Annotated in this window: 25 protein-coding genes; 16 read left to right on the forward strand and 9 right to left on the reverse strand. The window is 65.5% G+C overall.

The annotated features are described in order from the left end of the window. The first annotated feature begins 49 nt into the window (after window positions 1-49). The 3 genes from AB3147_RS06780 (at window position 50) to AB3147_RS06790 (ending at window position 2152) form a co-directional block, all read left to right on the forward strand. Window positions 50-502: an acyl-CoA thioesterase gene (locus AB3147_RS06780; RefSeq protein ID WP_255596284.1), complete on the forward strand. Its 453-nt coding sequence runs from the start codon at window positions 50-52 to the stop codon at window positions 500-502. 285 nt (window positions 503-787) lie between these two features. Beyond that, entirely contained in the window at window positions 788-1486 is a 699-nt protein-coding gene (locus AB3147_RS06785) for a CoA transferase subunit A (protein ID WP_175122922.1), read from the forward strand. 12 nt (window positions 1487-1498) lie between these two features. Next, window positions 1499-2152 (forward strand): CoA transferase subunit B, encoded by a 654-nt coding sequence (locus AB3147_RS06790; RefSeq protein WP_056567942.1) that lies wholly within the window; start codon window positions 1499-1501, stop codon window positions 2150-2152. 120 nt (window positions 2153-2272) lie between these two features. Here the strand turns inward: AB3147_RS06790 and AB3147_RS06795 are convergent, their stop codons facing one another. Then, a complete protein-coding gene (locus AB3147_RS06795; protein ID WP_175184262.1) occupies window positions 2273-2734 on the reverse strand; it encodes a GNAT family N-acetyltransferase in 462 nt (153 codons plus the stop codon). Window positions 2735-2936: 202 nt separating this feature from the next. Between AB3147_RS06795 and AB3147_RS06800 the strand changes: the two genes are divergently transcribed. From AB3147_RS06800 to AB3147_RS06840, 9 genes are all read left to right on the forward strand, one after another. Beyond that, entirely contained in the window at window positions 2937-3812 is an 876-nt protein-coding gene (locus AB3147_RS06800) for a MurR/RpiR family transcriptional regulator (protein ID WP_175122918.1), read from the forward strand. After that, entirely contained in the window at window positions 3809-4789 is a 981-nt protein-coding gene (locus AB3147_RS06805; RefSeq protein ID WP_175122917.1) for an isoaspartyl peptidase/L-asparaginase family protein, read from the forward strand. The genes AB3147_RS06800 and AB3147_RS06805 overlap by 4 nt, the downstream gene beginning before the upstream one ends. Window positions 4790-4833: 44 nt before the next feature. After that, window positions 4834-6720, forward strand: a complete 1887-nt coding sequence (locus AB3147_RS06810) for a dipeptide ABC transporter ATP-binding protein (RefSeq protein WP_175122916.1) — start codon at window positions 4834-4836, stop codon at window positions 6718-6720. A 37-nt stretch (window positions 6721-6757) separates the two neighbouring features. Then, window positions 6758-8311: a glutathione ABC transporter substrate-binding protein GsiB gene (gsiB, locus tag AB3147_RS06815; RefSeq protein WP_191576724.1), complete on the forward strand. Its 1554-nt coding sequence runs from the start codon at window positions 6758-6760 to the stop codon at window positions 8309-8311. A gap of 89 nt (window positions 8312-8400) precedes the next feature. Beyond that, a complete protein-coding gene (gsiC, locus tag AB3147_RS06820) occupies window positions 8401-9321 on the forward strand; it encodes a glutathione ABC transporter permease GsiC (RefSeq protein ID WP_056322028.1) in 921 nt (306 codons plus the stop codon). A gap of 7 nt (window positions 9322-9328) precedes the next feature. Further along, a complete protein-coding gene (gene gsiD / locus AB3147_RS06825) occupies window positions 9329-10228 on the forward strand; it encodes a glutathione ABC transporter permease GsiD (RefSeq protein WP_175122914.1) in 900 nt (299 codons plus the stop codon). A 145-nt stretch (window positions 10229-10373) separates the two neighbouring features. Beyond that, window positions 10374-11468 (forward strand): DmpA family aminopeptidase, encoded by a 1095-nt coding sequence (locus AB3147_RS06830; RefSeq protein ID WP_367351611.1) that lies wholly within the window; start codon window positions 10374-10376, stop codon window positions 11466-11468. Between the two features lie 19 nt (window positions 11469-11487). Further along, the gene (locus AB3147_RS06835; protein WP_175122912.1) at window positions 11488-12321 is read left to right on the forward strand and encodes a M55 family metallopeptidase; all 834 of its coding nucleotides are present in this window, start codon (window positions 11488-11490) and stop codon (window positions 12319-12321) included. Between the two features lie 14 nt (window positions 12322-12335). Further along, complete coding sequence (locus tag AB3147_RS06840; RefSeq protein ID WP_367351612.1) at window positions 12336-14126, forward strand: aminopeptidase P family protein; 1791 nt, start codon at window positions 12336-12338, stop codon at window positions 14124-14126. 90 nt (window positions 14127-14216) lie between these two features. Here the strand turns inward: AB3147_RS06840 and AB3147_RS06845 are convergent, their stop codons facing one another. Further along, window positions 14217-15215, reverse strand: a complete 999-nt coding sequence (locus tag AB3147_RS06845) for a hypothetical protein (RefSeq protein WP_367351613.1) — start codon at window positions 15213-15215, stop codon at window positions 14217-14219. A gap of 220 nt (window positions 15216-15435) precedes the next feature. Between AB3147_RS06845 and AB3147_RS06850 the strand changes: the two genes are divergently transcribed. The 4 genes from AB3147_RS06850 (at window position 15436) to ftsB (ending at window position 19431) form a co-directional block, all read left to right on the forward strand. Continuing rightward, on the forward strand, window positions 15436-17088 hold the full coding sequence (locus tag AB3147_RS06850) for a CTP synthase (RefSeq protein WP_175122909.1): 1653 nt from the start codon (window positions 15436-15438) through the stop codon (window positions 17086-17088). A 203-nt stretch (window positions 17089-17291) separates the two neighbouring features. Further along, on the forward strand, window positions 17292-17576 hold the full coding sequence (locus tag AB3147_RS06855; RefSeq protein ID WP_056322046.1) for a DUF1330 domain-containing protein: 285 nt from the start codon (window positions 17292-17294) through the stop codon (window positions 17574-17576). Between the two features lie 4 nt (window positions 17577-17580). Next, window positions 17581-18867 carry a phosphopyruvate hydratase gene (eno, locus tag AB3147_RS06860; RefSeq protein WP_054429546.1) on the forward strand — a complete coding sequence of 429 codons (1287 nt, stop codon included), beginning with the start codon at window positions 17581-17583 and terminating at the stop codon, window positions 18865-18867. A 66-nt stretch (window positions 18868-18933) separates the two neighbouring features. Next, the gene (gene ftsB, locus AB3147_RS06865) at window positions 18934-19431 is read left to right on the forward strand and encodes a cell division protein FtsB (RefSeq protein WP_175122908.1); all 498 of its coding nucleotides are present in this window, start codon (window positions 18934-18936) and stop codon (window positions 19429-19431) included. 37 nt (window positions 19432-19468) lie between these two features. Here ftsB and AB3147_RS06870 read toward each other — a convergent pair whose 3' ends face one another. The 7 genes from AB3147_RS06870 to AB3147_RS06900 form a co-directional block, all read right to left on the reverse strand. Then, window positions 19469-20245, reverse strand: coding sequence for a TadE/TadG family type IV pilus assembly protein (locus tag AB3147_RS06870; RefSeq protein WP_367351614.1), 777 nt, complete (start codon window positions 20243-20245; stop codon window positions 19469-19471). 74 nt (window positions 20246-20319) lie between these two features. Continuing rightward, a complete protein-coding gene (gene hslO, locus AB3147_RS06875) occupies window positions 20320-21252 on the reverse strand; it encodes an Hsp33 family molecular chaperone HslO (protein WP_218345201.1) in 933 nt (310 codons plus the stop codon). Between the two features lie 85 nt (window positions 21253-21337). Beyond that, complete coding sequence (locus tag AB3147_RS06880; RefSeq protein ID WP_175122905.1) at window positions 21338-21859, reverse strand: gamma carbonic anhydrase family protein; 522 nt, start codon at window positions 21857-21859, stop codon at window positions 21338-21340. A gap of 2 nt (window positions 21860-21861) precedes the next feature. Next, window positions 21862-23577, reverse strand: a complete 1716-nt coding sequence (locus AB3147_RS06885) for an acyl-CoA synthetase (RefSeq protein WP_279971690.1) — start codon at window positions 23575-23577, stop codon at window positions 21862-21864. Window positions 23578-23702: 125 nt separating this feature from the next. After that, a complete protein-coding gene (locus tag AB3147_RS06890) occupies window positions 23703-24575 on the reverse strand; it encodes a UDP-2,3-diacylglucosamine diphosphatase (protein ID WP_175122903.1) in 873 nt (290 codons plus the stop codon). Window positions 24576-24681: 106 nt separating this feature from the next. Further along, on the reverse strand, window positions 24682-25587 hold the full coding sequence (locus tag AB3147_RS06895; protein ID WP_279971686.1) for a DUF2167 domain-containing protein: 906 nt from the start codon (window positions 25585-25587) through the stop codon (window positions 24682-24684). A gap of 141 nt (window positions 25588-25728) precedes the next feature. Then, a complete protein-coding gene (locus AB3147_RS06900; protein ID WP_218345198.1) occupies window positions 25729-26244 on the reverse strand; it encodes an RDD family protein in 516 nt (171 codons plus the stop codon). Window positions 26245-26339: the final 95 nt, after the last annotated feature.

Here is a 26339-nt window from a genome sequence, read left to right on the forward strand (position 1 = left end):
AGGCGAGGGTCCTGTACCCCTTCGCATTTCTTTTAGCCTTCAGGAGTTATTGGTGAACCCGGACAACCTGTCTGCGCGGCTGCTTTCGGTGGGCGACACCCATCAGCTCGAATTGCCCTTGCGCTGGGGCGATTCAGACGCCTTGAACCATCTGAACAACACGCTGTATTTCCGCCTCATGGAAGAGGCTCGCATGCAGATTCTGTATAACGCGGGCTTCAAACTGCCGGCCGACGATGGCGCGATCCTGGCGCACGCGTCGTGCGATTTCCTGCGTCCGCTGACGTATCCGGCCACCGTCCGCGTGACGCATAAGGTGACGCGTATCGGCCGCTCCAGCGCCGAGTTCGAGCTGCTGCTCGAGAAGGTCGGTGACGACGCGGGCCCTTATGCACGCGGCCGGAATGTGCTGGTATGGATGGATTATGTAGCCAATACGTCCGCGCCGTGGCCGCCCGAAGTCCTGGCCCAAATGGCCACGCAGTTCACGCCGGCCCAATGAGCACGCGCGGCCGCGGGCCGCGCACCGGCCAAAATAGCGCGTGCTTTGACCGGTCATGTCGGTAAAATCTAGCGCAAAATCAGAAAAGCAATGAGGGCGCGCCACCCTCGGCGCCACCGCTTCACGGAAATCGGGCCTCGCCGCGATGCCCGCGTAGCCTGCGCCAACAGCCGCGCCCCAAGGAACGACTGGGCTTGTCCCGATTCCCCGATTTTTCCGGGACCCGTGCGCGGGTAGCGGCGGGGCGGGCTCACTTTGGTTAGACCTTAACTAGGAGTTGGAGCGATGGACAAGGTTTATGCAAGCGCCCAGGAGGCGCTGGCAGGCATCGTCAAGGACGGTCAGATGATCGCCGTGGGCGGTTTCGGCCTGTGCGGTATTCCCGAGGCGCTGATCGCCGCACTGCGCGATTCGGGCGTCAAGGATCTCACCTGCATCAGCAACAACGCGGGCGTCGACGGTTTTGGCCTGGGCCAGCTGCTCAACACGCGCCAGGTGCGCAAGATGATCGCGTCCTACGTCGGCGAGAACAAGGAATTCGAACGCCAGTATCTGTCGGGCGAACTCGAGCTTGAATTCACGCCGCAGGGCACGCTGGCCGAAAAGCTGCGCGCCGGCGGCGCCGGCATTCCGGCGTTCTTCACCCGCACCGGCGTGGGCACCATCGTGGCCGAGGGCAAGGAAATCCGCGAGTTCGACGGCCATCAGTACGTGATGGAGCGTTCGCTGGTGCCGGACGTGTCGCTGGTCAAGGCGCACATCGCCGACCGCAGCGGCAACCTGGTGTTCCGCAAGACCGCGCGCAACTTCAATCCGAACGTCGCCATGGCGGGCAAGTTCACGGTCGTCGAGGTCGAACAGATCGTCGACACCGGCAGCCTGGACCCGGATCAGATCCATCTGCCCGGCATCTATGTGCAACGGATCGTGGTGAACGCCACGCCCGAAAAGCGCATCGAACAACGCACCACTCGCCCGGCCTAAGGAGAAGACGACATGGCATGGTCCCGCGATGAAATGGCGGCACGCGCCGCGCGCGAGCTGCAAGACGGCTTTTATGTGAACCTGGGCATCGGCCTGCCCACGCTGGTCGCCAACCACGTCCCCGCAGGCGTGGAAGTGTGGCTGCAATCCGAAAACGGCCTGCTGGGCATCGGCCCGTTCCCCACCGACGATCAGGTCGACGCCGACCTCATCAACGCCGGCAAGCAGACGGTCACGACGCTGCCCGGCTCGTCGATCTTCTCGTCGGCCGACTCGTTCGCGATGATCCGCGGCGGCAAGATCAACCTGGCGATCCTGGGCGCGATGCAGGTCTCCGAAAAAGGCGATCTGGCCAACTGGATGATCCCGGGCAAGATGGTCAAGGGCATGGGCGGCGCAATGGACCTGGTGGCCGGCGTCGGCCGCGTGGTCGTGCTGATGGAGCACGTCGCCAAGAAGAAGGACGGCTCCGAAGACATCAAGCTGCTGCCCGAATGCAACCTCCCGCTGACCGGCGTGGGCGTGGTTGACCTCATCATCACCGACCTGGGCGTGATGGAAGTCACCGAAAACGGCCTGAAGCTGCTGGAAACGGCGCCCGGCGTGACGGTGGACGAGATCAAGTCCAAGACGGCGGCGAAGCTGGACGTGTCGGCGGTGCAGTAATAATCCGCGAACGCCTGGCCGGCTCATGCCGGCCGGCACCCGCCAAAGCAAAGCGCCCGTTCAAGACGGGCGCTTTTTTGTTTTTGCGGATCGCTGGGCGGGGCGTTTGGCCTGCGGCCGTTACGCGGTTTCCTGCAACAGCATCCCCACATGCGGGATGCCGTCTTCCATGTATTCCTCAGTCACCGGCACAAAGCCGTGGCCGCCGTAATAGCCCTTCAGCCGCGCCTGCGCGCCCAAATAAACCGGCTGACCCGGCCACAACCGCTGCACTTCTTCCTTTGCGCGGCGCATCAGCTCATGCCCCAACCCTGTTCCACGCGCGGCCGGGGCGGTGATCACGCGGCCGATAATGGCGCGCCCGTCGTTCAGGGCCGGCTCCAGCAGGCGGCAATAGGCCACCAGTTCGCCCTCGTGCCACGCCATGAGGTGTTCGGTCTGCCCCTTGAGATCCTTGCCGTCCATGTCCAGAAACACGCAGTTCTGTTCCACCACGAATACCTCGGAACGTAGCCGCAGGATGGCGTAAAGCTCGGCGGGGGTCAGATCGGCGTGGGGCTTGCAGGTCCAGGCGGGCGTCATGCGGGTCATTCCAGATATCGGGACAAGGTGGGCAATTCTGTAAGGGCTCCAAGCGTAACGCAACCCGGCCCCGATTTTTAGAGCCGGACTGTTACATCTATTCACGGGTATACCCTTAGTATGAAAATCTATTTTCTTAACTAAAATTTGTGTGTAAACAGATTTACATAAACCCGCCGCCTGATTTCCACCACGCTGTTCGATGACCAAGTCCGCCATTACGATCGCTGATCGGATCGCCCGGGCCCAGCCCGCGCTGAGCCGGACCCAGCACAAGATGGCCGAGTACGTGTTGGCGCATCAATTCCGCGTCGCCACCATGACCATCGACGAGTTCGCAGTGGCAGTGGGCGTGTCGGTGGCCACCGCCAACCGGTTTGCGCGTGCCCTGGATCTGCCGGGTTACCCGCAATTCCGTGCCGAGCTGGCGCGCGGCTTTGAAGCCGCGCTGGAACCGGTCGAGAAGCTGCGCACCGAACTGGCCCACTCGGCCAGCGCCGTCCAGATCTTCGCCGCGACGCTCGAAGAAGACATTCGCAACGCGCAGCGCAACCTGCAGGCCCTGGATTCGGACGCCTGTGAAAAGGCGGTCGACACGATCCTGGCCGCCGAACGCGTTTTCATCATCGGTTTCGGCGCCAGCGGGTTCCTCGCGGGCCTCTTGCAGCGCGGCCTGTGCATGCACCTGCATTCCGTCGAGTCGCTGGCCGGTCCCGGCGGCGTGTCGCACGCGGCGCGGCAGATGTCGCGCATGACCAGCAAAGACCTGGTGATCGCCATCGGTTTTCCGCGCTATCTGGCCGACACCGTGACGCTGGCCGGCGCGGCCAAGCAGGCCGGCGTGCCGGTGCTGGTGCTGACGGACAAGCCCACGTCGCCGCTGGCGCCCACGGCCTCCGTCGTGCTGTATGCCTTCTCGGCACGCCAGCTCATTCCCAATTCCGAAACCGCCGCGCTCGGGCTCATTGAAGCCTTGTCCGCGGCGGTGGCCTATCGCGCCAAAAATTCCGTCGCGGCCGCCGCTGGGGTGACCCAGTCCGTCATGCCGTGGCTCATACATGGAGTAGGTAAACGATGATTCAGCCCGTGATTGCCATTCACGGCGGCGCCGGCGCGATGTCCCGCGCGGCCATGTCTCCCGAGAAAGAACAGGAATACCTGGCGGCCCTGGAGTCCATCCTGACCGCCGGCCAAGCCGTGCTGGCCAAGGGCGGCAGCGCCCTGGACGCCGTCACCGAGGCCGTGCGCCTGCTCGAGGATTGCCCGCTGTTCAACGCCGGCCACGGCGCCGTGTTCACCAGCGCCGGCACCCATGAGCTGGACGCCGCCATCATGGACGGCGCGACGCTGCGTTCCGGCGCCATCGCCAATGTGAACCGCGTGCGCAATCCGATCTTTGCCGCGCGCAAGGTCATGGAAAACAGCAAGCACGTCTTCTTTGTGGGCGAGGGCGCCGAAGCCTTCGCCACTCAGGAAGGCGTGGAACTCGTCGACCCGTCGTATTTTTCGACCGAAGCCCGCCGCGAGCAGCTGCTGCGCGTGCAGCGCGAAACGCCGGACGCCGCCGTGCTGGATCACGACGGCCAGGCCATGGTCGCGCGCGGCCAGCCTGCACCGGCCGACCCGCTGGACGCCGACAAGAAGTTCGGCACCGTGGGCGCCGTGGCTGTCGATGCGCAGGGCAACCTGGCGGCTGCCACTTCCACCGGCGGCATCACCAACAAACAGGTCGGCCGCGTGGGCGATGCGCCCCTGATCGGCGCCGGCACCTATGCCAGCAACAAGACCTGCGCCGTGTCCACCACGGGCACGGGCGAAATGTTCATCCGCATGGTTGCCGCGTACGACGTGGCGGCCCAGATGGAGTACTGCGGCGCCTCGCTGGAAACGGCGGCGGACCGCGTCGTGATGGAAAAACTGCCCACCATCGGCGGCAAGGGCGGCCTCGTGGCCGTCGACGCCCAGGGCAATGTGGCCTTGCCGTTCAACACGGAAGGCATGTACCGGGGTTACGCCCGCGTTGGCGAAAAGCCGGTGACCGCCATCTACCGATGAGCGGCGGGTTTGGATCAGTAGGTTTATTTTGGGAATGAGAAGAGATGGTTGATCGCGCAAACAGCCTGGCGCTGCCGGATAACCGCGTGGTCCAGGTCGACGACCTGACGGTGCGCTTCGTGGGTTCCGAGCGTACGGTCGAAGCCGTGCGCAACCTGTCGTTCCATGTGGACCGGGGCGAAACCCTGGCCATCGTGGGCGAATCGGGTTCGGGCAAATCGGTGACGTCGCTGGCGCTGATGCGTCTGGTGGAACACGGCGGCGGCCGCATCGCCCAGGGGCGCATGGCCCTGCGCCGCCGCAACGGTTCCGTGATCGACCTGGCCAATTCCAGCCAGCGCGTCATGCGTGACGTGCGCGGCGCCGACATGGCGATGATTTTCCAGGAGCCGATGACCTCCTTGAACCCGGTGTTCACGGCCGGCGACCAGATCGCCGAATCGATCCGCGAGCACCAGGGCATGGACGGCGCCTCGGCGCGCGCCGAAGCGCTGCGCATGCTGGAACAGGTCCGCATTCCCGAAGCCAAATCGGTGCTGGACCGCTACCCGCATCAACTGTCGGGCGGCATGCGCCAGCGCGTCATGATCGCCATGGCGCTGGCCTGCAAGCCGGCGCTGCTGATCGCCGACGAGCCGACCACCGCACTGGACGTGACCATCCAGGCGCAGATCCTGCAACTGATCCGTCAGCTTCAGGAAGAGATGCACATGGGCGTGGTGTTCATCACCCACGACATGGGCGTGGTGGCCGAAGTGGCCGACCGCGTGCTGGTGATGTTCCGCGGCGACAAGGTCGAGGAAGGTCCGTCGGACCAGGTGTTCGCCGCGCCCCAGCACAGCTATACCAAGGCGCTGCTGTCGGCCGTGCCGAAGCTGGGCGCCATGCAGGGCACGGACCTGCCCGCGCGCTTCCCGCTGCTGCAGGTGGAAGGCCAAGCCCAGCCGGTGGCTGAGCCCGGCGCCGTCAGCACGCAGGAAGTGCCCAACGCCAAGCGCGAACCCATCCTGAGCGTGCGCAACCTGGTGACGCGTTTCGACCTGCGCGGCGGCATCATGAGCCGCGTGCAGCGCCGCGTGCACGCCGTGGAAAAGGTCAGCTTCGACCTGTACCCGGGCGAGACGCTGTCGCTGGTCGGCGAGTCCGGCTGCGGCAAGTCCACGACGGGCCGCTCGCTGCTGCGCCTGGTGGAAAGCCAGGGCGGCGAGATCCGCTTCGGCGGCCGCGACATCGTGCGCCTGAAGAACAACGAACTGCAATCCCTGCGCCGCGACATCCAGTTCGTGTTCCAGGACCCGTTTGCGTCGCTGGATCCGCGCGTGACCGTGGGCTTCTCGATCATGGAGCCGCTGCTCGTGCACGGCGTGGCCAAGGGCAAGGATGCCGAGCGCCGCGTCGCCGAACTGCTCGAGCGCGTGGGCCTGCCGCCGGAAATGGCGCAGCGCTACCCGCATGAATTCTCGGGCGGCCAGCGCCAGCGCATCTGCATTGCGCGCGCCCTGGCCCTGAACCCGAAGGTCGTGATCGCGGACGAATCGGTGTCGGCACTGGACGTGTCGATCCAGGCGCAGATCGTGAACCTGCTGATCGACCTGCAGCGCGACATGGGCATCTCGTTCCTGTTCATCTCGCACGACATGGCCGTGGTCGAACGCGTCAGCCACCGCGTGGCGGTGATGTACCTGGGCCAGATCGTCGAAATCGGCCCGCGCCGCGCCATCTTCGAGAATCCGCAGCACCCGTACACCAAGAAGCTGATGTCCGCCGTGCCGATCGCCGATCCGGCGCGCCGTCACCTGAAGCGCACCTTGCTGTCCGATGAAATCCCCAGCCCGATCCGCAAACTGAACGACGAACCGGTGGTGCAGCCGCTGGTTCAGGTCGGTACGGATCATTTTGTAGCCCGCCATCCCGTCGGCGGCGCGTATTGACTCAGTAGTTGACCTTTTTTTGGAACCAGGAGTTGCAATGATGAAAGTTCTGCGCCCCACCAAGCTGATGGCCGCTGCCGCGCTGGCCTTCGGCGTGCTCACCGCGCCGATGGCCCACGCCGCCAAGGACGTGACGTTTGCCGTTTCCATCGCGCTGGAAACGCTGGACCCGTACAACACGAACAGCACGCTGAACCAGGCGGCTGGCAAGGCCTACTACGAAGGCCTGTTCGAATTCGACAAGGACCTGAAGGTCCAGAAGGTGCTGGCGACCGATTACACGGTCAGCGAAGACGGCCTGGTCTACACCTTCAAGCTGCGTCCCGGCGTGAAGTTCCATGACGGCACCGACTTCAACGCCGAAGCGGTCAAGGTCAACTTCGACCGTCCGGCCAATCCGGACAACCGCCTGTCGCGCTACATCCAGTTCAGCGTTATCGAGAAGACCGAAGTGGTCGACCCGATGACCGTCAAGATCACGCTGAAGAAGCCGTTCTCGGCCTTCATCAACGCGCTGGCTCACCCGGCCGCCATGATGATCTCGCCGGCCGCCCTGGCCAAGTACGGCAAGGAAATCGGCTTCCACCCGGTTGGCACGGGCCCGTTCGAATTCGTCGAATGGAAGCCGGCTGAATACCTGAAGGTCAAGAAGTTCGCCGGCTACTGGAAGCAAGGCTACCCGAAGGTCGACACGCTGACCTTCCGCACCGTGACCGACAACAACACCCGCGCCGCCGTGGTGCAGACGGGTGAAGCGCACTTTGCCTTCCCGGTGCCGTTCGAGCAGGCCGCCGTGCTGAAGAAGAACGACAAGCTGGACGTGGTCGATCACAAGAACTCGATCATGGCCCGCTACCTGTCGATGAACACGCAGCAAAAGCCGTTCGACAACGTCAAGGTGCGTGAAGCCATCAACTACGCCATCAACAAGGACGCCCTGGCCAAGGTCGCGTTCTCGGGCTACGCCACCGTCATCGACGGCGTCGTGCCGCAAGGCGTGGACTACGCGCACAAGATCGGCGCATGGCCCTACGACATCAAGAAGGCCAAGGCCCTGCTGGCCGAAGCCGGCTACCCCAACGGCTTCGAAAGCACGTTGTGGTCCGCCTATAACGACGGCACCTCGGTGAAGGTCGTTCAGTTCCTGCAGCAACAGCTCGCCCAGGTCGGCATCAAGGTTTCCGTGGAAGTCCTGGAATCCGGCCAGCGCGTGCAGCGCGTCCAACAGGTGCAAAAGCCTGAAGACGCCAAGGTCCGCATGTACTACGCCGGCTGGTCGTCCTCGACCGGTGAAGCCGACTGGGGCCTGCGTCCGCTGCTGACCACCGCCGCGTTCCCGCCGGTGCTGAACAACGTGTCGTACTACTCGAACAAGTCGGTTGACGAAGGCGTCCAGCAAGCGCTGGCCACCACGGACCGCGAGAAGAAGACCGAGATCTACAAGAACGTTCAGGAAACCATCTGGAAGGACGCCCCGTGGGCCTTCCTGGTGACCCAGAACAACCTGTACGTCAAGTCGAAGAACCTGTCGGGCGTGTACGTTGAGCCGGACACCTCGTTCTGGTTCGGCGACATCGACCTGAAGCAGTAAACCAAGCAGTAACTCTTGGGGCCTTCGGGCCCTTGTAAGGCCACATACGGCGGGGACGCGGTGTCCCCGCCGATGTTGCAGGAATTTCAATGCTGACCTACATCGTCAAACGTCTTCTGGGCATGATCCCCACGCTGCTGCTGGTAGCGGTGGTCGTGTTCCTGTTTGTGCACATGCTTCCGGGCGACCCGGCACGGCTGGCCGCTGGCCCCGAGGCCGACCAGCAAACCGTCGAGCTCGTGCGCAAGGAACTTGGGCTGGATCTGCCCCTGCCGCAGCAGTTCGTGCGCTACTTCAGCCACATGCTGCAGGGCGACCTCGGGACCTCGCTGCGCACCAAGCGCCCCGTCTCGACCGAAATCGCCGACCGTTTCATGCCCACCCTGTGGCTCACCCTTGCGAGCATGGTGTGGTCAGTCGGCTTCGGCATGATCATCGGCATCGTGTCGGCGGTATGGCGCAATCGCTGGCCTGACCGTCTCGGCATGACGCTGGCGGTGTCCGGCATCTCGTTCCCCGCGTTCGCGCTGGGCATGATGCTGATGCAGATCTTCTCGGTGAACCTGGGCTGGCTCCCCACCGTGGGCGCATCGACCTGGCAACACTACATTCTTCCCTCCATCACGCTGGGCGCCGCGGTGGCTGCCGTGATGGCGCGTTTCACGCGGGCCTCGTTCGTCGAAGTCGTGCAGGAAGACTTCGTGCGCACCGCCCGCGCCAAGGGCTTGTCCGAGCGCCGCGTGATCATCAAGCACGCGCTGCGCAACGCGCTGATTCCCGTCGTGACCATGATGGGCCTGCAGTTCGGCTTCCTGCTGGGCGGCTCGATCGTGGTCGAGACCGTGTTCAACTGGCCCGGCCTTGGCCGCCTGCTGGTGGACGCCGTGACCCAGCGCGACTATCCGGTGATCCAGGGCCTCGTGCTGCTGTTCTCGCTGGAATTCATCCTGATCAACCTGATTGTCGACGTGCTCTATGGCGTCATCAATCCCAGCATCCGTTACAAGTGAGGCGGCCATGAGCAATACGACACCCGCCGCGACCATCGCCGCCGTCCCCAAGAACGACGTGCGCACGCCCGCCACCGAGTTCTGGCGCAAGTTCAAGAAGCAGAAGCTTGCCGTCGGCGCCGGCCTCTTCGTCCTGCTGCTGGTCATCGTCGCGGCGTTCGCGCCGTGGATCGTGCCGTTCGATCCGGAGAACTTCTTCGACTACGACGCGCTGAACGCCGGGCCGTCGCTGACGCACTGGCTGGGCGTGGATTCGCTGGGCCGCGACATCTTCAGCCGCATCGTCATGGGCGCGCGCATCTCGCTGGCCGCAGGCTTCCTGTCGGTCGCCATGGGCGCCATCGTCGGCACCTTCATGGGCCTGATGGCGGGCTACTACGAAGGCTGGTGGGAACGCATCACGATGCGTATCTCCGACGTGCTGCTGGCGTTCCCCGGCATGCTGCTGGCCATCGGCGTGGTCGCCATCCTGGGTTCCAGCATGGTCAACGTGATCGTGGCCGTGGCCGTGTTCAGCGTGCCCGCGTTTGCCCGCCTCGTGCGCGGCAACACGCTGTCGATCAAGCAGATGACGTACGTCGAAGCCGTCAAGAGCGTGGGCGCGTCCGACTGGACGATCATCATGCGCCACATCCTGCCCGGCACGATCTCGCCGATCGTGGTGTACGGCACGATGCGGATCGGCACCTCGATCATCACCGCCGCCAGCCTGTCGTTCCTGGGCATGGGCGCTTCGCCTCCCACGCCGGAGTGGGGCGCGATGCTGAACGAAGCACGCGCCGACATGGTCATCGCACCGCACGTCGCGATCTTCCCGGCGCTGGCGATCTTCCTGACGGTGCTGGCGTTCAACCTGCTGGGCGACGGCCTGCGCGACGCGCTCGATCCCAAGATCGACCGCAAGTAAACCTGCCGCCGGGCCTCTTGCGAGGGCCGGCGTGGAGGGCGATTTTTCCGCCGCCGCCTCCGTCCGCCACGCGCCTGCCAGCGCGTGCCCCGGACCCAGGGTGGCGGCGTTTTGCATTCTGGAGCGTGGCGACACGTAGACGAACATGGACAAACAAGCGCTGGACATTCCGCGTATCGGCGTACTGCCGTCGGGGCCGCTGGACTCGATCTGCGACGTGGGCGACGTCACCGTTGGCCATTGCACGCTGGCCGAGGGCCCGCTGCAGACCGGCGTGACCGTCGTGCGCACGCATGGCGGCGACGCCTTTCTGGACAAGACGCCGGCCGCGGCCACCGTGCTGAACGGCTTCGGCAAGAGCACCGGCCTGGTTCAGGTGCAGGAACTGGGCGTGCTGGAAACGCCGATCGGGCTGACGAACACGTTCGGCGTGGGCACCGTGGCCAATGCGCAGATCCGCGCGGCGGTCGCCGCCAACCCCGCCATCGGCCGCGGCATGGCCACCGTCAATCCGTTGGTCTTCGAGTGCAACGACGGCTACCTGAACGACATCCAGGCGCTGGCAGTCCAGGAATCCCATTACGCCGCGGCGCTGGCCGCCGCCGGTAAACAGTTCGCGCAGGGCGCCGTGGGCGCCGGCCGCGGCATGTCCAGTTTCTCGTTCAAGGGCGGCATCGGCTCGGCCTCGCGCGTGGCGCAGATCAAGGACGGGCCGCAGTACACCGTGGGCGCGCTGGTGCTGTCGAACTTCGGCCGCCTGCCCAACCTGACGGTGGCGGGCAGGCCGTTCGGCCGCCGTCTGGCGAGCCAGCTTGACCAAGGGCTTGCGCAGCAGGGCGAGAACGCCGTGATCGCGCCCGAGAAGGGCTCGATCATCCTGCTGGTGGCGACCGACGCGCCGCTGGATTCGCGCCAACTGCGCCGTCTGTCGCTGCGCGCCGGCGCGGGCCTGGCGCGAACCGGCTCGGTGTTCGGGCACGGCAGCGGCGACATCGCGCTGGCGTTTTCCACGGCATACACGATTCCGCAATTGGCCGAGTCGCCCATGCCCGCGATTGCCATGCTGCATGAGGCCCGCATCGATCCGCTGTTCGAAGCCGCCGCCGAGTCCTGCGAGCAGGCCATCATTGCCGCGCTGTGGCACGCAGAAAGCGTGACCGGCCGCGACGGCCATCACCGCGATTCCATCCGCCATGCCGCGCCCGATTGGCGCCAGTGGCTGTCCGCTACCGAATTCTGAATATCCTGAAGGCCAACTCATGAAGATCCTGATTTCCACCGATATCGAAGGCGTCGCCGGCGTCTTCCACCCCGAGCAGGTCCGCGCCGGCAATGGCGAATACGAACGCGCGCGCGCCTGGATGACCGCCGAGGCCAACGCGGCCGTGCAGGGCGCCATTGCGGGCGGCGCCGAAGAGATTCTGGTCAACGATTCGCACGGCGGCTTTCGCAACCTGCTGCCCGACGGCCTGGACGAGCGCGCCCGACTGGTGCTGGGCAAGCCGCGCTACCTGGGCATGATGGGCGGGCTGGAAGAAGCGTGCGACGCCGTCTTCATGATCGGCTACCACTCGCGCTCGCAGGGGCGCGGCATCCTGGCCCACACCATCAACAGCTTCGCGTTTGCGCGCGTCGTCATCAACGGCATGGAGCTGGGCGAAGCGGGCCTGTACGGCGCGCTGGCCGGCGAACTGGGCGTGCCCGTCATCCTGGGCACCGGCGACGACGTGTTCATCGCGGAAACGCGCGACACCTTCCCCGGCGCCGAATGGGTGCAGACCAAGGTCGCGCACGGACAGGGCAGCGGCGTCACGCTGTCTCCCGCCGCGTCGCGACGCGCGATTGCCGCGGCCGCCGAAACCGCGGTCCGCAATTTCAAGCGCGGCGGCGACAAGAAAGCCGTTCCTTTCGTCATTCCCGCGCCTATAGAATGCCGGTTGCAGACGCAGAGCGCGGCATTGGCCGACCTGTTCTGCATGTGGCCCACGCTCGAACGCGTGGACGGCGTCACCTTGCGATTCACCACGGATAGCATGCAGTCCGCCATCCGTACGCTGAACAGCCTGGGCGCCATGTCTTTCATGTTGCGCTAAGGATCCCATCTCCCATGTCTAGCACCGACGCCCGTATTGCCCAATTGCGGCAGGCCATGAGCCGCCGCGGTCTGACCGCCTACGTCGTACCTTCCTCGGACCCGCACCTGTCCGAATACCTGCCGGCCCGCTGGCAAGGGCGGCGCTGGCTGTCGGGCTTCACGGGCTCGGTGGGCACGCTGGTTGTCACGGCGGACTTCGCTGGTCTGTGGGTGGACAGCCGCTACTGGGTGCAGGCCGAAGCGCAGCTCGCCGGCACCGGCGTGCAGCTGATGAAGATTGCGCTGGCATCGACGCCGGGCCATGTCGACTGGCTGGCCGCCAATACCGGCGCGGGCGACGTCATCGGCGTGGACGGCGCGGTGCTGGGCCTGGGCGCCTTCCGCGCCTTGTCGGCTGCAGCGGCAACGTCCTGCGCCGTGCTGGAAATCCGCGAAGACCTGCTGGACGAAGTCTGGAACGACCGCGCCGGCCTGCCGGACGCCCAAATTTATGAACACGTGGCGCCCGAAGCCTGCGTGACGCGTGCCGACAAGCTGGCGCAGGTGCGCGACGCGATGCGCAAGCACGGCGCGGACGTGCATTTCATCTGCACGCTCGACGACATCGCCTGGCTGTTCAACCTGCGCGGCGCGGACGTGGATTACAACCCCGTCTTCGTCGGCCATGCGCTGATCGGCCTGGACCACGCCACGCTGTTCGTGGCCGATGGCAAGATCGACGACGACTTGCGCGCCATCCTGGCCGCAGACGGCGTCGAAGTGGCGGACTATGCCCAGGCGGCGGATGCGCTGGCTTCGCTGGAACAGGATCAGAAGCTGCTGATCGATCCGGCCCGCGTCACCTGCGGCGTGTTCCATGCCATGGACCCGGCCGTGCCGCGCGTGGAAGCCATCAACCCGTCCACGCTGCTCAAGTCGCGCAAGACCGACGCAGAGCTGGCCAACGTGCGCCAGGCGATGGCGCAGGACGGCGCCGCGCTGTGCGAATTCTTCGCCTGGTTCGAAGGCGCGCTGGGCAAGGAAACCATTACCGAACTGACCATCGACGAGCAGATCACGGCCGCCCGCGCGCGCCGTCCCGCCTACGTCTGCCCCAGCTTTGCCACCATTGCGGGCTTCAATGCCAACGGCGCGATGCCGCATTACCGCGCCACGCCCGAATCGCACGCCACGATCGAGGGCGACGGCCTGCTGCTCATCGACTCGGGCGGCCAGTACCGGGGCGGCACCACCGACATCACGCGCGTGGTGGCGGTTGGCACGCCCAGCGCGGACCAGAAGGTCGACTTCACGCTGGTGCTCAAGGGCATGATCGCGCTGTCGCGCGCATCGTTCCCGCGCGGCACGCCGTCGCCCATGCTGGACGCCATCGCGCGTGCGCCCATCTGGGAAGGCGGCGCGGAATACGGCCACGGCACGGGTCACGGCGTGGGCTATTTCCTGAACGTGCACGAAGGCCCGCAGGTCATCTCGTACCGCGCGATGCCGGGCCCGCACACGGCCATGGAACCGGGCATGATCACATCCAACGAGCCGGGCATCTACCGTCCGGGCCGCTGGGGCGTGCGCATCGAGAACCTGGTCGCCAACCGCAGCTGGCTGACCTCGGAGCTGGGTGAATTCCTGTGCTTCGAAACGCTGACGATGTGCCCGATCGACACGCGCTGCATCGAGCCTTCGCTGATGCGCGAGGACGAGATCGACTGGCTGAACGACTATCACAAGACGGTGTTCGAACGCCTGTCGCCGCTGGTCGAGGGTGAGGCGCTGGCGTGGTTGACGCTGCGTTGCGCAGCGATCTGACGTTGCATGGATGCCGGCGGCGCCCGGCGCAAAGCAGAAAGGCCACGACGCATGACGCCGTGGCCTTTTTTTCATGGCGCGCGGTTGAGGCTATCGCACGGACCCGCCTTGATTGCGGTAGAGCAGGCGCGTGGCCACCAGGCAACCCAGCGACAGCAATGCGCCGTAGGCCAGCAGCACCAGCGCGGCGGAAGCCGGTGATTGGGCGGCCCATGCCAACTGCTCCCAGGTCATGGACTTGAGGATGATGAGACCGGCGCCCAGGCCCAGCACCTGCGCGAACCAGAACGCAAGGCTGCCCAGCGCCACGGCCCGGCCGGTGCCGGCGTATTCAAAGGCGCGGGGTAGCAGCTTCAGGCACACGATCGTGACCAGCGCCAGCAGCGCGACTGGCAATACCCAGTAGCCCAGCGCGTACTCGGCCCATCCCGCTTCCAGCGTCTGCATCTGCAGAAAGCCGCCGAGCATGATGGAGAAGCTGGTCTGCCAGATCAGGACGGTCAGGCCGCAAATCCATGCCACATGCCGCCGCGTCAGCGTAAGCCCGGCGCCCGGGCCGGTGGGCCCCGCCGTCCATGCGGCAATGCGCAACGCCACCCAGATGCCGATGACTTCCAGCAGAATGGTGACGGCGCGGATCATCAGGTTGATGGCGATGGACCGGCCCACGATGCCCAGGCCAAATGCTTCCTCGAGCCAGGAGCCGCTCTTGAACGTGCCGATCATGAGCACGTTCTGTGCAATGCCGACGCCGCTGGACAGGCACAGCGTGTAGAGCGCCTGCAGGGCCAGGAACGTAGCCAGCATCCTGCCGGGCTGATTCACGGTCGCGGCATCGTGCCGGGCGAGCCACTGGCGCGTCGCGCACCAGGCGGTCAGGCCCACGACCAGCAGGGTCGACACCAGGGTGGCCAGCAGCGGGGCCAGCACCGGCGGCTGCATGTAGCTCGCGCGGATCTGGTCGCCGTAGGGCAACGGCGTCATCAACGTGTAGGCCTGCACCAGCACGGAATAAGCCAGCCGCAGCAGAACGGCGGCGACAGCGATGCGCCAGGCAAGGGAATAGGCAGGACGGGTGGAGTCGGTCATCAGCGCGAGGGTGAAGAACGGAGGGCGCTGCCGGGAAGGCAGCGGTCGAAAAATAGGGAGCGACCATAGCACGTGCGCGTGGCGCGGCTCGCAGCGTTGCCTTGCCGAGTGCAGCCAATTGTTACCCGCACGGCGCTAGGGGAAAACCCAAACAAGTCGCGTCGCCCGGCTATAATCCAAATTTCCCGCACGCGCCCGCTCGTCCCGGGTGCTCATTACGATGACCAAATACGTATTTGTCACCGGCGGTGTGGTGTCTTCCCTGGGCAAGGGCATCGCCGCTGCGTCGCTTGCTGCCATTCTCGAGTCGCGTGGTTTGCAGGTCACCATGCTGAAGCTCGACCCCTACATCAACGTCGATCCGGGCACGATGAGCCCCTTCCAGCACGGTGAAGTGTTCGTCACTGAAGACGGCGCCGAAACCGACCTGGACCTGGGCCACTACGAGCGCTTCATTTCCGCTCGCATGCACAAGGTGAACAACTTCACCACCGGCCAGATCTACGAATCCGTGCTGCGCAAGGAGCGCCGTGGCGACTACCTGGGCAAGACCGTCCAGGTGATTCCCCACATCACGAACGAAATCCAGGACTTCATCGCCCGTGGCGCCGAAGCCGGCTGGAATGGCAACACCGATGTTGCCATCGTCGAAATCGGCGGCACGGTCGGCGACATCGAATCGCTGCCGTTCCTCGAGGCCGCCCGCCAGATGAGCCTGCGCATGGGCCGCAACAACGCGGCCTTCGTGCACCTGACGCTGGTGCCCTTCATCGCCTCCGCCGGCGAACTGAAGACCAAGCCCACGCAGCACTCGGTGCAGAAGCTGCGCGAAATCGGCATCTACCCGAACGCGCTGCTGTGCCGCGCCGACCGCCGTATTCCGGACGACGAGCGCGCCAAGATCTCGATGTTCTCGAACGTGCCCCTGGACGCGGTCATTTCCGTCTGGGACGCCGACTCCATCTACAAGATCCCCGCCATGCTGCACAAGCAAGGCGTGGACAACATCGTCTGCGAAGCCCTGGGCCTGACCCCGCCGCCGGCCGACCTGTCCATGTGGGACAACCTGGTCGAAGCGCTGGAACACCCCGAGCACCAGCTCACCATCGGCATGGTCGGCAAGTACGTCGACCTGACCGAGTCGTACAAGTCGCTGACGGAAGCCCTGGTTCACGCCGGCATCCACACGCGCTCGAAGATCAACATCGAGTACATCGACTCGGAAGACATCGAAACCCGCGGCACCGACCAGTTGAAGCACCTGGACGCCATTCTGGTTCCGGGCGGCTTCGGCAAGCGCGGCACCGAAGGCAAGATCGCCGCCATCCGCTACGCCCGTGAAAACGGCGTGCCGTACCTGGGCATCTGCCTGGGCATGCAGCTGGCGGTCATCGAATTCGCCCGTCACGTCGCCGGCCTGGGCGGCGCCAACAGCACCGAATTCGATCCCTCCGCACCGCACCCGGTGGTTGCACTCATCACCGAATGGATGGACCGCGAAGGCAAGGTCGAAAAGCGCGACAACTCGTCCGACCTGGGCGGCACCATGCGCAAGGGCGCGCAGCGCGTGCCGATCAAGGCCGGCACCCGCGCGCAGACCATCTATGGCGACGAAGTGAACGAACGTCACCGTCACCGCTACGAGGTCAACAACGTCTACGTGCCGCGCCTGGAAGAAGCCGGCATGGTGATCAGCGCCCGCACGCCGACCGAGAACCTGCCCGAAATGATGGAACTGCCCAACCACCCGTGGTTCGTCGGTGTCCAGTTCCACCCGGAGTTCACGTCCACCCCGCGCGACGGCCATCCGCTGTTCTCCAGCTACATCCGCGCCGCCATCGAGCAGAAGGCTCGCCGCGGCCAGGAGGCCTGATGCGCGTCCGCGGTCCTGAGTTCCGTAAGCGGATCCTCGGGGCCGCGGGCCGTTTCCCCAGCGCCGCCCTATACGGCGGCGCTTCTTTCGGATACAACCGATTAGCATCGGATATGCGTCGCCCGTGCGCCTTGCGCGACACTGGCGGCGGCGTCGTATCCGGCGTCAGCCCCCAACCAACGCAACTGCTCTGAAGGAACCCCATGAGTGCTTATCTCATCGCCGACGTCAAAGTGACCAAGCCTGCGCAGTACGAGGACTACAAGCGTCTGTCCACGCTCGCGATGCGCGCGTACGATGCCAAGATCCTGGTGCGCGGCGGCGAATCCAAGCACCTTGAGGGGCGTGAACCCGGCCGTACCGTCGTCATGGAATTTCCGTCCATGGCCGCGGCGCAGGCGTTCTACGATTCCTGGCAGTACCGCCGTGCCCGCAATGCCCGCGAAGGCGCGGCCGTCATGAATATGTTTATCGTTCAGGGAATGTAAAGTCATGAGTGCAATCGTCGACATCATCGGCCGCGAGATTCTGGATTCGCGCGGCAACCCCACCGTGGAATGCGATGTGCTGCTGGAATCCGGCGCCATGGGCCGTGCGGCCGTGCCGTCGGGCGCCTCCACCGGCGCCCGCGAAGCCATCGAACTTCGTGACGGCGACAAGGGCCGTTATCTGGGCAAGGGCGTGCTGCGCGCCGTTGAAAACCTCAACACCGAAATCTCCGAAGCCCTGATGGGTCTGGACGCGCAGGAACAGACGTTCGTCGATCGCACCCTGATCGAACTGGACGGCACCGAGTCCAAGGAGCGTCTGGGCGCCAACGCCATCCTGGCAGCCAGCATGGCCGTGGCCCGCGCCGCCGCCGACGAATCGGGCCTGTCCCTGTACCGCTATTTCGGCGGCAGCGGCCCCATGAGCATGCCCGTCCCGATGATGAACGTCATCAACGGCGGCGCGCACGCCAACAACACGCTGGACCTGCAGGAGCTGATGATCCTGCCGGTGGGCGCCGGCAGCTTCCGCGAAGCCCTGCGTTGGGGCGCTGAAGTCTTCCACATGCTCAAGAAGCTGATCCACGGCCAGGGCATGTCCACCGCCGTGGGCGACGAGGGCGGTTTTGCGCCCAACGTTCCCAGCCACGAAGCCGCCATCCAGCTCATCCTGAAGGCCATCACCGAAGCCGGCTACGAGCCGGGCACGCAGATCGCCCTGGGCCTGGACTGCGCCAGCTCCGAGTTCTACCGCGACGGCAAGTACACGCTGGCCGGCGAAGGCGGCATCTCGCTGTCCTCGCAAGAGTTCACGAACCTGTTGGCCACGTGGTGCGACAAGTACCCGATCATCTCGATCGAAGACGGCATGGCCGAAAACGACTGGGAAGGCTGGAAGCTCCTGACCGACCAGCTCGGCAAGAAGGTTCAGCTGGTGGGCGACGACCTGTTCGTCACCAACACCAAGATCCTGCGTGAAGGCATCCAGAAGGGCGTCGCCAACTCGATCCTCATCAAGATCAACCAGATCGGCACGCTGACCGAAACGTTTGCCGCCATCGAAATGGCCAAGCGCGCCGGTTACACCGCCGTCGTCTCGCACCGTTCGGGCGAAACCGAAGACTCGACCATCGCCGACATCGCCGTGGCGACCAACGCGATGCAGATCAAGACCGGCTCGCTGTCGCGCTCGGATCGCATGGCCAAGTACAACCAGCTCCTGCGCATCGAAGAAGAGCTGGCTGAAGTGGCGTCGTACCCCGGCCTGGAAGCTTTCTACAACCTGCGTTGATAAGAAGCGCGGCCCCGGCGTCTTGCCAGGGCCGCATCCACGCCACGACAGTTGAGGTTCCCGCGTATGCGCCTGTTGTTCCTGGTGCTGTTCGTGCTGCTAGGCTTGATCCAATACCCGCTGTGGCTGGGTAAGGGCGGCTGGTTCAAGGTCTGGGATCTGCAACGCCAGGTGGCGGAGCAGCGCGAGACCAACGAAGGCCTGCGCGCGCGCAATGCCGCGCTTGAGGCCGAAGTGCGCGATCTGGAAGGCGGATCGGGAGCCATCGAGGAGCGGGCGCGCGGAGAGCTGGGCATGATGCGGGACGGCGAAGTGTTCGTGCACATCCTGCCCCAGAATACCCAGCCGCCCGCCGGCGCCTCGCTTTCCGCCGAAGCGCCGCCCAAACCTGCCGTAACCGGCACCCCGGCGCGCGCAAATGCGCCGGCTGCCCGGCCTGCGTCGGCCGCGCCCACGACCCGGCCTGCTTCGACGACGGCCACGCCCCGGCCCGCGTCGGCAACGCCTGCCAGACCCGCCGCCACGACCGGCGCCAACAATTCCAATTCCACCGCCCGGCAGTGATGCCCGGCGGTTTTTTTTGACCGGGCGGCGTCCCCGCCTATCCTGAGCCGCAGCGCAACTGCCGGCACTCCCCGTACACCACGCCTTCCGGATGGGGCCGCTTGCGCGCCCAGTCGACCGGATGCGTGTGCATTTCGTGTTCCAGCTCCACCACGATGGGCAGCAGGCCGCGGGTCAGCGCGTGGCCGGTGTAGGTGCCATCCCGCCGGCCTGACACGGCCAGCAGCGCCCGCAACGGCGGCAGCAGCGGCTTGTGCAGATACGTCAGCCGCAGCTTGAGCGTGTTGGCCAGGAAGATGTCCTGGCCGCCCGGGCGTGGCGGGCGGCGGGCATGCTGCAGATCCTGGTAGCCGTTGTCGATGGTCCGTAGGCCCGGCGCGCCAGCCACCTGCAAGTCCGGCCGCCCGTGCTCGCGGAACGACTGGTCGTCGGGCCGCAGCACTTCAATGCGCCAGGGCGGGGCCCCCATCCATGCCTTCAGTGCTGCCATCGCGCCATCCCGCCGTTCAATGGCGCCGGCCGGGCCGCTGGCGCTCGCATGCAGCGGCAGCAGCGCCTGCAGAAAGGCAGCTCGCAGCCGGGCCGGGTCGCCATGGCCCGTGGCGCCGGCGCGCGCCGCTTCCATCAGCGCCAGGTGCGCCATCTGGCGCGCGCCGTGCCACCGCGCGGCCTCGACGCACAGCAGGCCCAGCAGCAGCACGATGGCGCCTGCCACGGCGAACTCGAGGGCGGCGGCCCCGTGTTGCCGGCGTACGGCGCGTAAGTGGCAAGAAAAAATTAAGGCGGTCATGGCTGCGCAGTGTGGCGCGCCCATGACCGCCTGTCGATAAGGACAATCCGGCGTGACAAAAACGTTCCGGCGGGCTTGCCGCCGGGACGCATCAATCATCAATGCACGGTGGGAGGCTCATCTCCGGAGGACGTCTGGCTCGCCGAGAACAGCGCCGCGCAGTCGACCGTATCGAACTTGTAAGGCTTGCCGCAGAAATCGCAGGCGACGTCGACCTGGCCGCGCTCTTCCAGGATGCTGTTGACCTCTGCTTCGCCCAGCGAACGCAGCATGTTCGCCACGCGCTCGCGAGTGCAGGGACAGTGCCAGCTCACCGGCTGGGGGTCGAAGGCGATGAGCGTTTCTTCCCAGAACAGGCGATGGATGAGCGTGTCGATGTCGGTGGCCAGGATCTCGTCGCGCTTAAGCGTGCCGGCCAGGGCGTTGATGCGTTCCCAGGTCTCGGCGGCCACCTGTTCGGTCAGGGCGCGGTCGGTCTCGCCGCCGCCGTGGTGCGGCAGGCGCTGCAGCAGCATGCCGGCCGCGTGGTCGGCGTCGGCCGACAGCCACAGGCGCGTATCCAGTTGCTCCGAGGCCTTCATGTAGTGTTGCAGGGCTTCGGCGACGGTATCGCCTTCGAGCGGCACGATGCCTTGGTAGGCCTGCTGGCCGGGCAGCTTGCGCTGCGGGTCCAGCACCACGATGAAGCGTCCATTGCCGCCGGGGTTCAATAGGCTTTGCATGTCGCCGGTGCTGGGCACGTCGTGGCCTTCGCGCATCTTGACGGTGGCGCGCAGGCTGAGGTCCGAGCGGCATTCCACCACCAGCAGGGCGATGGGGCCGTCGCCCTGGATCTGCAGCACCAGCGAGCCATCGAACTTGATGTTGGCGGCGAGCAGGGTGGATGCCGCCACCAATTCACCCAGCAGATCGGTGATGGCGGGCGGGTAATCGTGGTTGGCCTGGACGGCCTTCCACGTGTCAGACAGGCGCACCGCTTGGACGCGGACGCTGCGGTCTTCGGTAAGGTATTTTTTGAGCTGATCGGTCATAGCGGAATGTTAGCCGATCGCGGGGGGGTATTCCCCCTGCTGGCAGCAGGGGTTGGGGCACTTGCGGGGGCCCTCGGGGGAGCCGTCAGCCGATGCGTTTCAGGGCCGTCTTGTACTGTTGGCCGCGCGCCACGTAATGGGCGGTGTTCTTGTGCATGTTGGCGATTTCCTCGGCGGAAAGCTCCCGCACGATCTTGCCAATGCCGATGACCAGCGAATTGTCCGGAATGACCCGGTCTTCGGGGATGATCGCCCCGGCGCCGATCAGGCAGTTGCGGCCGATGACGGCGTTGTTCAGGACGATCGCCTGCATGCCGACCAGCGCCCCTTCGTGGATGGTGCAGCCGTGCAGCATGGCCTGGTGGCCGACGGTGACGTTCGGGCCGATGGTCATGGGACAGCCCGCGTCGACGTGCAGGACGCTGGATTCCTGGATGTTGGTGCCTTCGCGGATCAGGATGGCGTCGTTGTCGGCGCGGATCGATACATGCGACCAGATGCTGACGCCGGCTTCCAGCGTGACGTTGCCGATGAGGTCGGCGCTGTCGGCCACGTAGGCCTGCGGGTCGATGCGGGGGATCAGGTCGTTGAGCTGGTAAATGGCCATGCCTAGGTCTCCGTTTGCCGCGCCGGGGCGGCAACGGGCGCGCCAACGTCGGTCTGGGGCGCGCTGGCCTGCGCGCGTTCTGCTTCACGCTCGCGCAGGATGCGCCGCTGGATCTTGCCCGTGGTGGTCATGGGCAGTTCGTCCACGTATTCGATTTCCTTCGGGTATTCGTACGGCGCCAGGCGCTCGCGCACGTGCTCCTGAAGGTTTTCGGTGATTTCGCCTCTGTCCCGGAGGGCAAATTCCGGCGTCAGCACCACAAAGGCCTTGACCACCGCCCCGCGCTCGGCGTCCGGCTTGGGCACCACGGCGGCATTGGCCACGGCCGGGTGGCCAACCAGGCAGCTTTCGATTTCACCCGGGCCGATCCGGTAGCCGGCCGACTTGAAAACGTCGTCGGCGCGGCCCGCATACCAAAGGTAGCCGTCCTCATCGACGGTGGCGAGGTCGCCCGTCAGGCACCAGTCGCCCTTGAACTTGGCCAGCGTGGCGGCCTCGTTGCGCCAGTAACCCAGGAACATGACCGGGTCCGGAAAGCCGTGGATGTCCAGCCGGTTGACCGCGATCTCGCCCGTGGCGCCCGGCGCGACCGGCGTGCCGTCGTCGTCCAGCACCGCCACGTTGTGGCCGGGATACGGGCGGCCCATCGAGCCGGGTTTGGCGGGCCAGCGTTTGTTGCTGTTGCCCACCACGTAGTTCATTTCGGTCTGGCCGAACATTTCGTTGGGCGTCACGCCCAGCGCCGTTCGGCACCAATCGAACACCGTCTCGCCCACGCTTTCGCCGGCGCTCATGATGGAGCGCAAGGCAAGCTGGTAACGCTGGCGGGGCTCTGGCACCGCTTTCATCATCATCTTCAGCGCGGTGGGGAAGAGGAACGTATTGGTGACCTGATAACGTTCCAGCAGCTCGAAGGCGCGTTCCACGGAGAAGCGTCCGCGCGTGCCTACGATGGGGTGGCCGAAATACAGCGTGGGCAGCAGGGCGTCCATCATGCCGCCTGTCCAGGCCCAGTCGGCTGGCGACCAGAACACGTCGGCGGGCTTGGGAAACCAGTCCTGCGAGGCGACAAAGCCCGGCAGGTTGCCGATCAGCACGCTGTGGGGCAGCAGCGCGCCCTTCGGGGCGCCGGTGGTGCCGGAGGTGTAAAGCAGGATGGCCGGATCCGACGAACGGGTCTGCACGGCCTTGAATTCGTTGGGTTGGCGGGCCAGCAGGCTGCGCCATGGCAGCACACGTTCGTCGGCGAAGCCGATGCCGATGACCTGCTGCAGGGCGGGACAGTGTTCGGTGACGGCCAGCAAATTGGCGCTGGAGGCGTGGTCGACGATGGCGACGCGGGCTTCGGCATCGCACAGGCGGCTTTGCAGCGCTTCGGGGCCGAAGAGCGCCGACAGGGGCAGGACCACCGCGCCGACGCTGTAGATGGCCATATGAGCGACCACGGTTTCCGGGCGTTGCCCCAAAACCACACCGACCCGGTCGCCCTTGCCCACGCCCATTTTCACCAGGCCGTTGGCGAGCTGATTGGCGGCTTCCGCCAGGCGGGCGAAGGTCCAGACCTCGCGGTTGCCGGACTCATCTTCGTAGTAGATGGCAATGCGCCGCGCATCCGGACTGCTGGATGCCCAGCGGTGGCAGCACGCTTCCGCAATGTTGAACTGGGTGGGCACCAGCCAGCGGAATGATTGGTAGAGCGCCTGATATTGGTCGTTCATGGCCCTATGTTGTAAGCATGTTGCGGCGTGAACGGGTCATATCGCCCGTTACTCAGGTGCAAGCATGACCTAGAGGGGCGTGAACTGCAATATCCCCGTTGCGTAACGGGGACGCATACGGGTTATCACGGATGCTTGCCTTGCCGGCGCAGTGCGGAGGGCAGGGCGGGCAGCGTCAGGGACCGCGGCGGGCGGTTGGCCGGGTCGCGCTGGCGTTCGGCCTGCAGCACCGCCCAGTCCAGAAGCTGGAGCTGGCCATCGTGCGTTTCTGCCAGCGCCGACAGGCTTTCGACCCAGTCGCCGTCGTTGCAGTACAGGATGCCGCTCACGTCGCGCAGTTCGGGCTTGTGGATGTGGCCGCAGACCACGCCGTCCAGCCCACGCCGCCGGGCTTCGCCGGCCAGCGCCTCCTCGAAGTCGGTGATGAACGACACCGCGTTCTTGACCTTGTGCTTCAGGTACTGGGACAGCGACCAGTAATGCATGCCCAGCCGGTGGCGCAGGCGGTTGAAATGGTGGTTGACCCACAACGCAAACTGGTAGAGCCCATCGCCCAGGTGCGCCAGCCAGCGGCTGTGCTGGATGACGCCGTCGAACTGGTCCCCGTGCAGCACCAGCAGCCGCAGCCCCTTGGCCGTGACGTGCACGTCCTCGTCCAGGACCTCGATGTCGCCAAAGGCGAATCCGGCGAACTCGCGGGCGAATTCGTCATGGTTGCCCGGGATGAACACCACGCGGGTGCCATTGCGGGCTTTGCGCAGGATGCGCTGGATCACGTCGTTGTGCGCGCGGGGCCAGTGCCAGTGCTTGCGCAACTGCCAGCCATCGACGATGTCCCCGACCAGGTACAGCGTGTCCGAGTCGTTGTGATCCAGAAAATCGAGCAGGAATTCCGCCTTGCACCCGGCAGTGCCCAGGTGAATATCGGAAATCCACAGGGCGCGCCAGTGCGTCGGTTGGATCTCGTTCACGGTCGCTTCCCTGTGGGCTGTGGTCATGCTTGAGAATGAGACCACCTACCGATGACGCGCGCGTGACGAATCCATGACGCGGTTGTGACGGCGCGCGCGGCCAGGCAGGCGCACGCACCACCCGTCCAGCGGATCAGGACTGCCCGGTGGCCTTCTTGCCCTTCAGGCGCTTCCACAACCCGCCGCCCAGCGCTGCCGCGGCCAGGATGCCGACCTTGGCGAACTTGGCCAGGAAAGCCGCGATCACCGCGAACAGACCGAGCTTCTTGGCGGCGACGCCCGCCACCAGAGCCGCCAGGCCATACTCGGCGACCTTGTCGCTCGAGGCATCGAAATCGGCGTAGCGCTTGCCTTCCACGTAGTGCAGGTTGTCCAGCAGCGCCAGCACGGCGGCCTTGTCCGTGGGCACTTTGTTCTTTTCGGTGATCAGGTCCAGGGTGATGTAGCCGTCGCGGCCCAGCGCGTAGGTGTTGTAGTTGACCGTGGCGTCTTCCTCCGCGGCGGCGTCCTTGTGCTTGGCGGCCACCGACCAGACCAGGCGCTGCGTATTGCTGTCGTACTTGGGCGCCTCCACCCAGCCGCCCACCGTCAGCTCCGGAAAGCCGCGCTTCTTGCGTTCCTCGTTGGACGCCTCGGTGCCTTCACGCAGACTGTCCAGCAGTTCGTTCACGTTCCAGTTGCGGGCGTCGTCGTCCTTGATGTAGCCGGCCTTGTCGAAATTGACAGTGACGACCCAATCCTCGTCGTCGCTCTTGGGCATTACTACGCCCAGCAGGGAAGGATCCTTGCCGTTGCCATAGGCCTGCATCAACCGGTCGGCCTGCGGGCGCGGCACGAAAAACATGTTCTGGGGCAGCTTCAGCGTGGCCTGGTCGCCCAGTGTCACGTCGGTCGGCCCTTGCCGGGCGGCGGCGAAGGCGGCCTTGGAAGCCGCTTCGATTTCCTGCTGGGCCGATGCGTTTTGGGCGGACGCGCCTGCGTGCAGGAACAACAGCGCGCTGGCGAGGGCCAGCGACAGGCGGGAAAGGAATGCGCGCATGGTGAGAATGAAGCCGTAAATTAAATGGGGCCTCATTGTCCGGGCGTGCGGCTGTCATCTTTCTGAACAGGCGAGCGAAATAGCGGGCGGCTTGGCAAGCATCAAACGGCGATACCGGCCGCGCGCCGCCGAGCGTGCCGGTCAGCGCGCTTTCTTGGCCTGCGGCGCGTTGCGCAGGCGCGTGCCCAGGATCCGGTCGTGCAGGAACTGACCGTCCGGGTCGAACCATGACCAGATGAAGATGGCAAAGGGGGCCGCCACGATGAACATATCCACGGACGGCCAACCGGTGGCCAGCGCCGCGCCCCAGACCACGGCGGCGCCTGCCAGCACCAGCGGCCAGGCCAGGATGTAGCGCAGGATCAGCAGGCCGGTCGACGGCGTGTTGCCGTTTCGGTCCACCAGCCGGATGTTCCAGGTCTTCATGGGCAGCGTCTGGCCGCGGCGGCGCCAGCACAGCACGAAGTAGGCGCCGATCGCCACGAACAGCCACGCCTGCCGGGCGGCCCGCAATTCCAATGCGTTGCGGCTTTGGGTGAGGGTATCCAGCAGGTAACCCGCGAGGAACACGACGCCGAACAGCAGGACGGCTTCGTACATCATGCAGGCAAACCGGCGCAGCCGATTGGGCGTCTCGTCGAGGTGGGCGTCATTCATGGACGCGTATTATCCATAAATTGTTGCCCCCACGTTTCGCGAAAAAAAAACCCGCCGGTGAGGGCGGGTCTATAAAAGGGGCTATGCAGCCCCCA

It is taken from the genome of Achromobacter animicus, from assembly GCF_040775605.1.
In the GTDB taxonomy this organism is placed as follows: domain Bacteria; phylum Pseudomonadota; class Gammaproteobacteria; order Burkholderiales; family Burkholderiaceae_B; genus Achromobacter; species Achromobacter animicus.